The 12346-nt window shown below is 64.3% G+C and carries 13 protein-coding genes; 4 read left to right on the top strand and 9 right to left on the bottom strand.

Features of this window, described 5'->3' with window-relative positions:
- Nucleotides 1-48 precede the first annotated feature (48 nt).
- Nucleotides 49-1695, bottom strand: a complete 1647-nt coding sequence (gene paaN / locus AC2A6O_RS25490) for a phenylacetic acid degradation protein PaaN (protein ID WP_498931296.1) — start codon at nt 1693-1695, stop codon at nt 49-51.
- 97 nt (nt 1696-1792) lie between these two features.
- On the opposite strand from paaN, the gene paaG reads away from it, so the two are divergent.
- From paaG to AC2A6O_RS25470, 4 genes are all read left to right on the top strand, one after another.
- Nucleotides 1793-2587, top strand: coding sequence for a 2-(1,2-epoxy-1,2-dihydrophenyl)acetyl-CoA isomerase PaaG (gene paaG, locus AC2A6O_RS25485; RefSeq protein ID WP_498931294.1), 795 nt, complete (start codon nt 1793-1795; stop codon nt 2585-2587).
- Between the two features lie 2 nt (nt 2588-2589).
- A complete protein-coding gene (gene paaI / locus AC2A6O_RS25480) occupies nt 2590-3048 on the top strand; it encodes a hydroxyphenylacetyl-CoA thioesterase PaaI (RefSeq protein ID WP_209001427.1) in 459 nt (152 codons plus the stop codon).
- Nucleotides 3049-3066: 18 nt separating this feature from the next.
- Nucleotides 3067-4377, top strand: coding sequence for a phenylacetate--CoA ligase PaaK (gene paaK, locus AC2A6O_RS25475; protein WP_498931292.1), 1311 nt, complete (start codon nt 3067-3069; stop codon nt 4375-4377).
- An 88-nt stretch (nt 4378-4465) separates the two neighbouring features.
- Nucleotides 4466-5065: a TetR/AcrR family transcriptional regulator gene (locus tag AC2A6O_RS25470; RefSeq protein WP_498931290.1), complete on the top strand. Its 600-nt coding sequence runs from the start codon at nt 4466-4468 to the stop codon at nt 5063-5065.
- Here the strand turns inward: AC2A6O_RS25470 and AC2A6O_RS25465 are convergent.
- The 8 genes from AC2A6O_RS25465 to paaA all read right to left on the bottom strand — a co-directional run bounded on the left by AC2A6O_RS25465 (nt 5049) and on the right by paaA (nt 12329).
- Nucleotides 5049-5663 carry a phenylacetic acid degradation protein PaaY gene (locus tag AC2A6O_RS25465; protein ID WP_498931288.1) on the bottom strand — a complete coding sequence of 205 codons (615 nt, stop codon included), beginning with the start codon at nt 5661-5663 and terminating at the stop codon, nt 5049-5051. The two genes, AC2A6O_RS25470 and AC2A6O_RS25465, sit on opposite strands and share 17 nt — an antisense overlap.
- A 2-nt stretch (nt 5664-5665) precedes the next feature.
- On the bottom strand, nt 5666-7735 hold the full coding sequence (gene paaZ, locus AC2A6O_RS25460; protein ID WP_498931286.1) for a phenylacetic acid degradation bifunctional protein PaaZ: 2070 nt from the start codon (nt 7733-7735) through the stop codon (nt 5666-5668).
- A 17-nt stretch (nt 7736-7752) separates the two neighbouring features.
- Nucleotides 7753-8505 carry a Phenylacetic acid catabolic protein gene (locus AC2A6O_RS25455; protein WP_498931284.1) on the bottom strand — a complete coding sequence of 251 codons (753 nt, stop codon included), beginning with the start codon at nt 8503-8505 and terminating at the stop codon, nt 7753-7755.
- A complete protein-coding gene (gene paaE / locus AC2A6O_RS25450; protein WP_148587549.1) occupies nt 8495-9571 on the bottom strand; it encodes a 1,2-phenylacetyl-CoA epoxidase subunit PaaE in 1077 nt (358 codons plus the stop codon). The genes AC2A6O_RS25455 and paaE overlap by 11 nt, the downstream gene beginning before the upstream one ends.
- 66 nt (nt 9572-9637) lie before the next feature.
- Nucleotides 9638-10159 carry a 1,2-phenylacetyl-CoA epoxidase subunit PaaD gene (gene paaD, locus AC2A6O_RS25445; protein ID WP_148587548.1) on the bottom strand — a complete coding sequence of 174 codons (522 nt, stop codon included), beginning with the start codon at nt 10157-10159 and terminating at the stop codon, nt 9638-9640.
- A gap of 5 nt (nt 10160-10164) precedes the next feature.
- Entirely contained in the window at nt 10165-11019 is an 855-nt protein-coding gene (gene paaC, locus AC2A6O_RS25440; RefSeq protein WP_498931282.1) for a 1,2-phenylacetyl-CoA epoxidase subunit PaaC, read from the bottom strand.
- Nucleotides 11019-11306: a 1,2-phenylacetyl-CoA epoxidase subunit PaaB gene (gene paaB / locus AC2A6O_RS25435; protein ID WP_148587546.1), complete on the bottom strand. Its 288-nt coding sequence runs from the start codon at nt 11304-11306 to the stop codon at nt 11019-11021. The genes paaC and paaB overlap by 1 nt, the downstream gene beginning before the upstream one ends.
- Before the next feature lie 24 nt (nt 11307-11330).
- Complete coding sequence (paaA, locus tag AC2A6O_RS25430) at nt 11331-12329, bottom strand: 1,2-phenylacetyl-CoA epoxidase subunit PaaA (protein ID WP_498931279.1); 999 nt, start codon at nt 12327-12329, stop codon at nt 11331-11333.
- Between the last annotated feature and the right edge of the window lie 17 nt (nt 12330-12346).

Raw genomic sequence — 12346 nt, 5'->3', positions numbered from 1 at the left:
TGGTTCCTCCCAGTGTGATTGTCGAATGTCGGCCTGTTAGGCGGCCTGTCAGGCGGTCTTGGGCCTGCGGATCATCACCCGCCGAAAGCGCGGGGCGACGAAGGCGGTATCGGTCAGGCTGGCATTGCCGGCCGGGTTCGCGCCGGTGACGTGAAAGTCGGAAAAGGCCGCCGATTGGTTGACGTAGATGTTGCCGGTCAGGTTCACCGACAGGTTCACCCCCGCCTGCGCAAAGGCCCGTGCTGCCCTGTCGATCAGCGCCTCGTCCGTGGCGTAAAGGGCTGCCGTAATCGCCCCCTTGCGACGCGCGATGTTTACGGCCCGCGCGATGGCGTCCTCGGCACTGTCGCAGGGCACAACGAAAGAGACGGGGCCAAAGCATTCATCGTCCTGCGGACCGCTCTCGCCTTCGGCCAGACACATCAGCGGCGTGGCGCTGCGGCCTGTGCCCGTCTCGGCGCTGTCGCGAAGCACCCGCCCTGCCCCGCGTGCAGCCTCGACCCGTTTCAGCGTGTCGGGGTTTACGATGGTCCCGCAGACACCCGCGGCCCGGTCAGGGTCCGACAGGAGCGCGTCGATCGCGGCCTTAATCCCCTCTGCCACGGCGTCAAAGCTCTTGTGGCCCGCGTCAGTCTCGATCCCGTCCTTCGGGACGTAGAGGTTTTGCGGCGAGGTACACATCTGCCCGGAGTAGAGCGACAGCGAAAACGCCAGATTGGCGCACATGCCGTCAAAATCGTCGGTGCCGGTGATCGTGACCGAGTTCACCCCCGCCTCTTCGGTGAAGACCAGCGCGCTGGTGTTGGCACGGATCCAGTCCGCAAACGCCGTCGAACCGGTGTAGTCGATCATGGCGATCCGGTCGTCCGCCACGAGGGTCTTGGTGATTTCCTCGCCCGGCGCGTCGGCGGCCAGCACGACCGCGTCGGCAGGCAGCCCCGCCTCGGCCAGGACCTCTCGCAGCACACGCACGGTCAGCGCGAGCGGCAGGATCGCGCGCGGGTGCGGTTTGACGATCACCGGATTGCCGGTGGCGAGGCTGGCGAACAGCCCCGGATAGCTGTTCCATGTCGGAAAGGTGTTGCAGCCGATGGTCAGGGCGGGGCCGCGCGGTACCAATGTCCAGTGCTTTTCGATGACCAGCGGCGCGTGTTTGCCCTGCGGCTTTTCCCAGACCGCATCTCGGGCGTAGCGGGTCAGCTCGGCGTAGGCCATGGCGACGGCCTCCAGGCCGCGATCCTGCGCATGCGGTCCGCCCGCCTGAAAGGCCATGGCAAAGGCCTGCCCCGTGGTGTGCATCGTGGCGTGGCCCAGCAGAAAGCTCATCCGGTTGAGCCGCACCAGCGCCTCCAGCAGCGCGCCGACGCGCCGCTCAACCCCGGCTTCGGCAAAGGCGCTTGCGGCCCCCTCGGCGGCGGCAATCAATGTATCAGGATCGGCGGCTGGATAGGTGATCCCCAAGTCCGGTCCCCAGGGCGAGACCTCGGCCCCGACGCGCCCAATCCCTGGCTGGTCCGGCAGATCGAACGGCTTGCCCAGCAGTGCCTGCCACGCAGACTCGCCATCCTCGCGCGCGGTTTCCCCGTAGAGTTTACCGCTCGGGATCTCGGGAAAGGGGGTCCAGAATTTGCGCGTCGTCAACGCTGTCAGGGCGTCGTCAAGAAGGGCGCGGTGGTGGGTAAAAAAATCTGTCATGGCTCCTCCCAAAGCTTGAACGTAATGATTGACCGTCCGGTCGGTTTATGCAAGCATTATTTACGACGGCCTGGGAGAGAGGGCCTTGGAGGACCAAATGACCACATCGCAAACCATCCTGTCCGAGCAGGACTCCGGCGTTCTGACGCTGACGCTGAACCGCCCGGACAAGCTGAATTCTTTCAATGAAGAGATGCACCTCGCCCTGCGGGCCGAGATCGAGCGCGCGCACAACGACGCAGAAATTCGTGCCGTTCTGATCACCGGCGCGGGGCGCGGATTCTGCGCGGGGCAGGATCTGGGCGATCGCGATCCGCGCAAGGGCGGACCGAAGCCCGACCTCGGCCACACGATCGAGACCTTCTACAACCCGCTCTTGCGGAAGATACGCGCTTTGAACAAACCTGTCGTCTGTGCCGTGAACGGCGTCGCAGCCGGTGCAGGTGCCAACATCGCCTTTGCTTGCGACATCGTTCTGGCTGCAAAATCCGCGAAATTCATTCAGGCCTTTTCCAAGATCGGGCTGATCCCTGATGCGGGCGGCAGCTGGTCGCTGGCCCGCATTTTGGGCGAGCCACGCGCCAAAGCGCTAACCATGACGGCCGAGCCCTTGATGGCGGACACCGCAGCCGACTGGGGCCTGATCTGGAAGGCGATCGACGACGACGCCCTGATGGACGAGGCCCGGACACTTGCCGCCAAACTTGCCGCCGGGCCGACCGTCGGGCTGGGGCTGACCAAGGTGCTGATTCAGGAAGCGGCGACCAACGACCTGGACACTCACCTCGACCGCGAACGGGACTGCCAGCGCAAGGCAGGCTATTCAGACGACTACGCAGAAGGAGTGGCGGCCTTCCTCGAAAAGCGTGCGCCTGGTTTCAAGGGTAAATGATCATGGCCGACCCCGACATGATGACCCCGCAAGAACTGGCCGAGGCCTGCGCAGCGCAGATGTGGTCGACCGACACTGCGTCCCAGCAGCTTGGCATGGATCTGACCCATGTGGCCCCCGGTCAGGCGACGATTCTGATGACCCTGACCAAGGCCATGACCAACGGCCACGGCAATGCCCACGGCGGATACCTGTTCACGCTGGCCGACAGCGCCTTTGCCTTTGCCTGCAACACCTACAACGCGGTGACAGTCGCGCAGCACTGCTCGGTCACCTACATCACCCCGGGTGCCCTGGGGGACAGGCTGACGGCCAGCGCGCGTGAGGTGTCGCGCAAGGGCCGTTCCGGCATCTACGATGTGACGATCACCCGGGAGGACGGGACCGTCATCGCAGAATTCCGCGGACACGCGCGGACACTCAATACGCCCATGCTGACGGACCAATCCGCGGCACAGTGATCATTAAGGGAGGAACCGATGACAGACCTGAGCCCCACGAAAGACATTCTCGATCCCATCGAGATCGCCAGCCGCGACGAAATCTCGGCCCTGCAGGAAAAGCGCATGGCCTGGTCGCTGCGCCACGCCTACGACAACTCTCCGTTCTACAAAAAGCAGTTCGATAACCACGGGGCGCATCCCGACGACTTCAAGACGCTGGCCGACCTCGCCAAGTTTCCCTTCACGCTGAAACAGGATCTGCGCGACACCTACCCGTTCGGCATGTTCGCCACCCCGCGGCAGGATCTGGTGCGCATCCACGGCTCGTCCGGCACCACCGGCAAGCCGACGGTCGTCGGCTATACGCAAAACGATATCGACAATTGGGCCGACCTCGTCGCCCGTTCGATCCGCGCGGGCGGGGGACGTAAGGGGGACATCTGCCATGTGGCCTATGGCTACGGGCTGTTCACCGGCGGGCTTGGCGCGCATTACGGAGCGGAACGTCTGGGCTGTACCGTGGTGCCGATTTCCGGCGGGATGACCGAACGGCAGGTCACGTTGATCCAGGATTTCCAGCCGCAGATCATCATGGTGACACCGTCCTACATGCTGTCGATCCTGGATGAATTCCGGGCCAAGGGCATCGATCCGCGCGAGAGCTCGCTCAAGGTCGGCATCTTCGGGGCCGAACCCTGGACCAATGCCATGCGTGAGGAAATCGAACAGGCCTTCGACATGCACGCGGTCGACATCTATGGCCTGTCCGAGGTCATGGGCCCGGGCGTGGCGCAGGAATGCGTGGAAACCAAAGACGGGCTGCATGTCTGGGAGGATCATTTCTACCCCGAGATCATTGACCCCGCCACGGGCGAGGTGCTGCCCGACGGGGAGATGGGCGAACTGGTGTTCACCACGCTCACCAAAGAAGGGCTGCCGATGGTGCGCTACCGCACCCGCGATCTGACCCGCATCCTGCCGGGCACCGCGCGGTCAATGCGGCGCATCGAAAAGATCACCGGGCGCAGCGACGACATGATCATTCTGCGCGGCGTCAATGTCTTCCCGACCCAGATTGAGGAGCAGATCCTGAAATGCGAGGGGCTTGCCCCGCATTTCCAGATCGAGCTGTCGCGCAAGGGCCGGATGGACGTCATGACCGTGCATGTCGAAAGCACACCCGCCCGCTCCGACAGCGACGCCCGCGACGCATCCGCCAGGGAACTGTCGCATCACATCAAATCGGTGGTCGGCGTGTCGACAAAGATCGAGGTGCACGACCCCGAAACCGTCGCGCGCTCTGAAGGCAAGGCCAAGCGCGTCGTCGACAACCGTCCCAAGTCGTGATCCGGCGACAGGCTGGATAAAACGCCGTCCGGCGGGTAGAAGGGGTCGTCCACCTGCGACCGCCGGACAGCAAGGAGCACGCTAACCCATGGCCAGAACCCGCGCCGAAGACTTCGAGGAAAAGCAGCACAGCCTGCTGCTGACGGCCGCGCATGTCTTCGCGACCCAAGGCATGGAGAAGGCTTCCATGTCGCAGATCGCCGCCGAGGCTGGGGTCTCCAAGTCGCTGCTCTACCACTACTATCCGTCCAAGGGCGCGCTGATCTTCGCGATCATCAAGACACATCTGGAAGAGGTCGATGCCGCGCTCGACCAGGCCGGTGACGAGACGCTGTCCCCGCGCGACCGATTGGAGCGGTTGGTGATGACGGTGCTCGACGCCTACAAGGGCGCCGACGATCAGCACAAGGTTCAGTTGAACGCAGGGCCCGCCCTGTCGGACGAGCAAAAGCGCGAGGTCACGGCCATCGAACGCCGGATCGTTGGACATTTCTCGAAAGTAATTTCGCGGATGCACCCGCATCTGGACACGCCCGAGCGGCCGCTGCTGATGCCCGTGACCATGTCACTCTTCGGGATGATGAACTGGGTCTACATGTGGTTCCGCGACGGCGGCAAGATCAGCCGTGAAGATTACGCCAGCATCGCGACGACCCTGATTCTCGAAGGGATCAAGGGCGTCCGCTAGCCGCACGCTCGACCACCAGAGGATCGTAGTCCGGCGCCGTCACCCGGGGGCGGTCCGCCTCGACCTCTGTCAGCGGCTGCGCGGGGGCCAGTTTCGTCTTCGCATCGACGGCCAGCTGCCGATAGATATCCGTGCCGCGCGACTTCCAGTCGATTTCCTTCTCCGTCAGATCCCGCAACACTTTGGCAGGAGCGCCGACGGCCATGACCCCCGCCGGGATCTCGACCCCCGCCGGGACGAAAGCCGCAGCACCGAGGATGCTGTTCTCGCCAATCCGCGCCTCATCCATGACGACGGCATTCATCCCCACCAGCGCATTGCGACCGATGATGCAACCGTGCAGCACCGCCCCGTGCCCGACGTGGCCGCGTTCCTCGACCAGAACGTCCTTGCCCGGAAAGGCGTGGACGACGCAGGTCTCCTGCACGTTCGAGCCCGCCTCCAGCGTGACACGCCCGAAATCGCCGCGCAGGACCGCGCCGGGGCCGACGTAACAGCCTGCCCCCACGATCACGTCGCCGATCAGCGTGGCGTCCGGGTGGACGAAGGCCGACGTCGCCACCACCGGCACCACGCCGTCCCAAGACCAGATCGCCACGCTCAGCCCTCGTCCGGCAGCGGCCAGCTTTTGGCCACCATGGTCAGAACGTCGTATTGTGCAACAACCTCGTCGCGCTGGTTGGTGACACGGCAGTCCCAGCGGACCTCGCCGTATACCGTCCCCTCGCGTGGGTTGATCTGCTTGCAGGTCAGCTGCACCTGAAGGCTGTCGCCGAAATAGACCGGGGTCAGGAACCGCAGGTTGTCGACGCCGTAGTTCGCCAGCACCGGACCCGGATCGGGCTGTACGAACAAACCCGCCGCGAAAGAGGCGATCAGGTAGCCGTGCGCGACGCGATCCTCGAAGAACGGGTTTGCCTTGGCCGCTTCGCTGTCCATGTGGGCGTAGAAGGTGTCTCCGGTGAACTCCGCGAAATGCTCGACGTCTTCCTTGCTGACCACGCGGCTGTCGGTCAGCAGCTGGTCGCCGATGTTGAGTTCGGCCAGAGATTTGCGGAACGGATGTGTCCCCTGCTCTGCCGGGGCGCCCGACACCCAGTTGCCCGTTACAGCCGACAGAAGCCTTGGCGTCCCCTGCACGGCGGTGCGCATCATGAAGTGCTTCACACCGCGCATGCCGCCCATCTCTTCGCCGCCACCTGCGCGCCCCGGTCCACCGTGGATCAGCGTCGCGATAGGCGACCCGTGCCCGGTCGAGCTTTTGGCGCTGTCCCGGTTGCCCAGCATCACGCGCCCGTGGAAGGGTGCGATGCCCAGCACCAGTTTGGCGGCGACGTCTTCGTCATTGGTGAAGACCGACGACACCAGCGACCCCATTCCTTTCATCGCCAGCGTGACCGCCTCGTCGATCCCGTCATAGCCCATCACCGTCGCGACCGGGCCGAAGGCCTCGACCTCATGCGGGGCATTGGCGGTCATCGGATCGGGACAGCGTAGCAGCACCGGGTTCAGAAACGCGCCCTCCTCGGCATCGCCCGAGGCCACCTTGACGGTATTCGGATCGCCAAAGACGATCTCGGCCTCTTTCGCGATCTCTGCGATCTTCTCGCGCACGCCGTCGCGGTCGCCGATCGAGGCCAGCGCGCCCAGCCGGGTCTCGGGCAGATCGGGCAGGCCCGCAGGCGTTTTCGCCAGCCGCTCGGACAGGGACGCGATGACGTCCTGTTCCAGCGCTTTCGGCACGATGACGCGCCGGATCGCGGTGCATTTCTGACCCGCCTTCGTCGTCATCTCGCGGTGCACTTCGCGCACGAACAGATCGAACTCCGGCGTGTCGGGACCCGCATCGGGGCCGAGGATCGCGGCGTTGAGGCTGTCCGCCTCCATCGTAAAGCGCGTGGCGTTTTCGACAATCGCCGGGTGCGCCTTCAGCTTACGCCCGGTGGAGGCAGAGCCGGTGAAGGTCACCACATCCTGACCGGTGACATGATCCAGCATGTCGCCCACTCCGCCGCAGACGAGCTGCAACGCGCCGTCCGGCAGGATGCCCATCTCAAGAATGCGCCGCACCACCAGTTCAGTCACATAGGCGGTCGAGGACGCTGGCTTCACAAGGCACGGCATCCCGGCAATCAGCGCGGGCGCGATCTTTTCCAGCATCCCCCAGACCGGGAAGTTGAAGGCGTTGATGTGAATGGCAATGCCCCGCATCGGCACGAGGATGTGCTGGCCGACAAAGCTGCCATCCTTGGACAGCGGCTCCACAGCCCCCTCGGGGATGACCTTGGCATTGGGCAGCTCGCGCCGCGCCACCGAGGCAAAGGTCAAAAGCGTGCCGATCCCGCCGTCGATATCGGGCCAGGCGTCCTTTGGCGTGGCCCCTGTGGCAAGGCTTTCGGCGTGGAACTCACCCTTCATTTCCATCAGTTTGAGGCCGATGGACTTCAGCATCAACGCGCGTTCATGCACGGTGCGCGCGCGCAGGGCGGGGCCGCCAACGTCGCGGCCCCAGTCAAGCGCGCCTGCGAAATCGAGGCTTTCGGATCCGATGTAGGCATGCACTTCGCCGGTAGCGGCATTGGCAAGCGGTTTGCCGTCCCCCTCTCCGGCGCGCCAGGCGCCTTGCACATAGCTTTCGAGGCGGCGCGCGGTGCGTCCGGTATCCAGCATCTGCTTGTCCTTTCGGTTCAGGTCAGACCGAGGGCGAAGAGCGTGCGCTCTGCCTCGGCGCGCCACGCAGTGCGCAGCGTTTCATTGTCGGTGCGGCGCAGACCCATCGCCTTGAGCCGTTCAAACCTGTCGGACTGCGCCGGGCCAAAGGTCTCGGCCACGCGCGGCATCCAATAGGCGACCGAGGTCTTGGCCTCCTCCGTCGCGCCGATCCGCTCCAGCCCTTCGAGCCCCAGTTCCATGTGCCGCCGTTCGCGCGGCAGCAGATCGCGCAGCACATCGGCCAGCGGCTGGTAAGAGCACTGCGTCAACTCGCCCACCGCGTGCTGCGTCGCGAGCCCCATGAGTACGTTCATCACCACCGCGTCGGTCCAGCCGGTCAGCGGGTAGTGAAAGACCGACAGGCGCATGTCGCCGCCATGGCGCTTGGCCTCCAATGTGCTGTCGCGAGGTTCGCGCGCAGCCCAATCGTGCGCCCGCTCATAGAGCGCCGCGTCGGTGCCAAAACCTACCATCAGATCCAGCACCCGTTCGGCGTGGTCGGCCTTTTCCAGCGTGATCCGGCTGGCGGCGATCCGGGACTTGATGCCGGGCGCCCAGTTGATCGCCCCGGCGAACCCTGCCGAGGCGGCCAGCTGGCTGTCAACGAAAGACGACATCAGCCGCAGCAATTCGCCCCGATAGCGCGGCGGCACATTCTCGGGCGAGGTCAGCTTTCCCCCCTGTGCGAGGTAGTCGCCCATGGTCATGGTGTCGAAATCATTCGTCATAGCTGAGCACCACCTTGTCAGAGAGCGGAATGCACTGGCACGACAGCACGTAGCCGGCGCGTACCTCGTAATCTTCGAGCGCGTGGTTGATCTCCATCTCGACGTCGCCTTCCAGCACCTTGGCGCGGCAGGTCGAACAGACACCCGCCTTGCAGGAATACGGCGCGTCCATGTGGTTCTCGATCGCGGCGTCCAGCACGGCGGTGCCGTCTTTCGGCATCTGGAACGTGCGGGTCGTGCCATCGAGCGTCACCGACACCTCGCAGCTAGTGCCCGCAGCGGCGGCCTGTTGCGAGACGGCGCGCTTTTTCGCGCGGCCCGGCTGAGACGAGGCAAAAAGTTCGAATTTGATCTGCGCGTCGCTCAGCCCCGCCTGGCGCAGGCTTTCGGCGATGGTCAACATCATCGGCTCGGGGCCGCAGATGAAGGCGGTGTCGACGGTTTCGGCGTCGATCCAGAGGCGGAACAGCATTTCCATCTTCTCCGCGTCGATGCGCCCGGTGAAGAGGTCGATCTCCTGCCCTTCGCTTTCGAGGATGTGGATAACGGAGAAGCGCCCGAGATAGGTGTTCTTGAGATCCTCCAGCTCCTCGCGGAACATGATCGAAGAGGTCTGGCGGTTGGCGTAAACCAGCGTGAAACTGGCATTCGGTTCCCGCGCCAGCGTGGTCTTGATGATCGACAGAACCGGCGTGATGCCCGACCCACCGGCAAAGCCAAGGTAGGACTTGGTGCTGGCCGGGTCGATCTGGGTGAAGAACCGGCCCTGCGGCACCATCGCGTCCAGCGTGTCGCCGGGTTTCAGGTCTTCGTTGGCCCAGGTCGAGAAGGCCCCGCCGTCGACGCGCTTGATGCCGACCTTGAGCGCGCCCTCGTCCTTGCCGGCGCAGATCGAATAGGACCGCCGCAGTTCGGTGCCGTCGAAATCGCGGCGAAAGGTCAGGTACTGGCCCTGGGTGAATTCGAAATTCGCCGCGTCCTCGGGCCGCGGCGTCAGCGTGAGGACAACGGCGTCGCGGGTCTCGCGCCGGATGTCGGTCACCTCTAGGGGATGGAAACGGGGCATGTCAGACCTCCTCCTGTCTGGATAGGGCAATGCGTCGGCGATGCCCCGTAGGGGCACCGAAGTGGCTCAGTGGCACTTGAAGTAGTCGAAAGGCTCCAGGCAGTCGCGACAGCGGTAGCTGGCCTTGCAGGGGGTCGAGCCGAACTGGCTGACCCTCTCGGTCTGGTTCGATCCGCAGCGTGGGCATACGATCACGAGGTTCGACTTGCCCGACAACCGTGCCGCGCGGCCCGCCGTCATGCCGTCCGAGGCGGTGCCGTCCACAGGCGGCGCAATGCCATAGGCGCGCAGCTTGTCACGGCCTTCCTCACTGACCCAGTCGGTGGTCCAGGGCGGCGAGAGGCGGCGTTCCAGCCGCAGATCGTCGATGCCCTTCTCACGCAGGTGCGTCTCGATCATCAGGTCGATCACGGCGGTCGCGGGACAGCCCGAGTAGGTGGGCGTAACGGCCACCACCAGCGTGCCTTCGTCCCAACGCACCTCGCGCACGATGCCCAGATCCGTAACAGAGACCACGGGGATCTCGGGGTCGGGCACCTCGGAGAGCCAGTCCCAGACCTGATCGGTCGATGGCAAAAGCGTCGTCATCGGCTTTACCAGCTCGCGCCGGGATAGGCGCGCTGCAGGAACTGCATCTCGGCCAGAAGAAAGCCCAGATGCTCTGTGTGGCGTCCCTGCTTGCCGCCGGTCTGTGCGTCGAACTTGCGGTCGGGCTTGGCCAACGTCGCCTCGGAGAGAACATCGTCCACCGTCCGCTGCCAGACTGGCAGCACGTCCGACAGCTTCGGCGCAATCCCGGCCTCGGCCACAGCCTCGTCCACGCCGTCCGCTTTGAACATCTCTCCGGTATAGGGCCAGAGTCGGTTCAGAGCGGCCTGCATCCGCTCGTGGCTTTCGGTCGTGCCGTCGCCCAGCCGCACCACCAGATCCGAAGAGCGTTCGAGGTGATAGGACACTTCTTTCAGCGCCTTGGCGGCGATCTCGGCCACGCGCGGACTGGACGAACCAGCCAGTTCTTTCAGCAGCTCGAAATGGAACGCATCGAACAGGAACCCGCGCATCAGGGTCACGGCCAGATCGTCGTTCGGTAGTTCGACCAGCTTTAGATTGCGGAACTTGCTCGTGTCGCGCAGATAGGCCAGATCGTCGGCGGTGCGTCCCGCGTCCTCGACCTCGCCGGCGAGCGCCAGCCACATTTGCGTCTGCCCGATCAGGTCAAGCGCGGTATTGGCCAGCGCGATGTCCTCTTCCAGCGCGGGACCGTGCCCGCACCATTCCGACAAGCGGTGACCGAGGACCAGGGAATTGTCTCCCATCCGGCACAGCCAATCAAAGAAGGCAGGTTGCAGGTCAACGTCCGCGACATGCGGATCGTGGGATTGATGCGCCGCGGCCTGTTTGGCGAGAGCGGCGGCGTCCGGCGTTGCGGCATCGGGAAGCGACGGCATTACATGTGCCCCACTTCGTCAGGAATGTCATAGAACGTCGGATGACGGTACACCTTGCTTTCGGCAGGGTCGTACATCGGCCCTTTCTCGGAGGGGCTCGACGCGGTGATCTGTGCGCTCGGTACGACCCAGATCGAGACACCCTCCTTGCGGCGCGTGTAGACATCTCGCGCGTTGCGGATCGCCATTTCGGCGTCCGGCGCGTGTAGGCTGCCCACGTGGCGGTGGTTCAATCCGTGCTGGCCCCGGATGAAAATCTCCCAGAGCGGCCATTCTTTCTTGCTCATGCCATATCCTCCCTTTGATCCCGGTTATTCGGCGGCCATCTGTGCTGCCGCGCGGCGCGACGCGGCCTTGTCGGCATAGGCGGTCAGCCCCTCGCGGAACCACGCGCCGTCGCTCCACGCCCTTTGCCGCGCGCTCAGACGTTCCTCGTTGCACGGACCGTTGCCCTTGATCACCTCGAAGAACTCGTTCCAGTCCGGCTCGGCAAAGTCGTAGCCGCCCTTTTCCTCGTTCCAGGCGAGCGTCTCGTCCGGGACGGTCAGGCCCAGGAACTCTGCCTGCGGCACGGTCTCGTCGACGAACTTCTGACGCAGCTCGTCATTGGTGTTCATCTTGATCTTCCAGGCCATCGACTGCGCGGAGTGAACCGAATCCGCATCCGAGGGCCCGAACATCATCAGCGCCGGGAACCAGAAACGATTGAGTGCGTCCTGCGCCATTTCCTTCTGCTCGGGCGTCCCATTCGCCATCTTCATCATGATGGCGAAGCCCTGCCGCTGGTGGAAACTTTCCTCCTTGCAGATACGGATCATCGCGCGGCTATAAGGCCCGTAAGAGGTCCGCTGCAGCGGCACCTGGTTCATGATCGCGGCCCCGTCGACCAGCCAGCCAACCGCGCCCATATCGGCCCAGGTCAGCGTGGGATAGTTGAAGATCGACGAATACTTCATGTCGCCCGACAGCAGCTTTTCGGTCAGCTCGTCGCGGGTGACGCCCAAGGTCTCGGCCGCTGAATAGAGGTAGAGCCCATGCCCCGCCTCGTCCTGCACCTTGGCCAGAAGGATCGCCTTGCGCTCCAGCGTGGGTGCGCGGGTCACCCAATTGCCCTCTGGCAGCTGGCCCACGATTTCAGAGTGCGCGTGCTGGCCGATCTGACGGATCAGCGTTTTGCGATAGCCCTCGGGCATCCATTCCTTCGGTTCGATCTTCTCGTTCGCGTCGATCCGCTCCTGAAAGGCGCGCTCTTCGGGGCTCATCTCTTCCAGAGACTTCATGCCTTCCGATTTGACCATCTGTGCGTACATGTCCGCTCCTCCTGAAA

The sequence above is a fragment of the Labrenzia sp. ATLA3 genome (assembly GCF_057180185.1).
Note: the sequence above shows the minus strand (reverse complement) of the source record. Positions and strands in the feature narration are given on the sequence as shown.